The sequence below is a fragment of the Planomonospora algeriensis genome, from assembly GCF_977012225.1.
The window spans coordinates 1-732 of the sequence record NZ_CDRNDK010001001.1; the positions used below are offsets into that span (position 1 = coordinate 1).

Annotated in this window: 1 protein-coding gene; it reads left to right on the forward strand. The window is 79.0% G+C overall.

What is annotated here, in order from left to right; translation table 11 throughout:
- A partial coding sequence (locus ACWJ6R_RS37450) for an Lhr family ATP-dependent helicase (protein WP_449066725.1) occupies nucleotides 1-732 on the forward strand: 732 nt, incomplete at both ends.

A 732-nucleotide genomic window follows, 5' to 3' on the forward strand; every position in this document is an offset into this window, starting at 1 on the left:
CGCGCTGCGCCGCCTGGCGGCCGCCGGCCGCGTGGTGAACGGCGAGTTCCGGCCCGGCGGCCGGGGCGAGGAGTGGTGCGACGCTGGTGTGCTGCGCATGCTGCGCCGCAGGTCGCTGGCACGGCTCCGCAAGGAGGTCGAGCCGGTCCCGCCGGAGGCGCTGGCCGCGTTCTCCCCCGCCTGGCACGGGATCACCGGCGCCGCGCGGCGGAGCAGGCCGCCGGTCGACGCGCTGGTGGACGCCGTCGAGCGGCTCCAGGGCGCGGCGGTGCCCGCCTCGGCGCTGGAGACGCTGGTCCTGCCCTCCCGGGTCCCCGGCTACGACCCGTCCCTGCTGGACGAGCTGACCTCCTCCGGCGAGGTGGTCTGGGCCGGGCAGGGCTCGCTGCCCGGCGGGGACGGCTGGGTCTCCCTCTACTTCGCCGACACCGCCCCGCTGCTGCTCCCCGCCCCGCTGGAGATCACCACGACCCCGCTGCACGAGGCGGTCCTGGAGGTCCTCGCCGGCGGGGGCGCGCTGTTCTTCCGCGAGCTGACGGGGCGGACCGGTGCCCTGGTCGGGGAGGTCCCCGACGACAGGGCGCTGGTGGCGGCGGTGTGGGACCTGGTATGGGCGGGGCGGATCACCGGCGACACCCTGGCCCCGCTGCGGGCGGTGCTCGGCACCGGGCGCCCGCGCACCGCCCGGCGGCCACCGCAGGCGGCGGGCGGTGCTGCCACCCGGACGCGGCC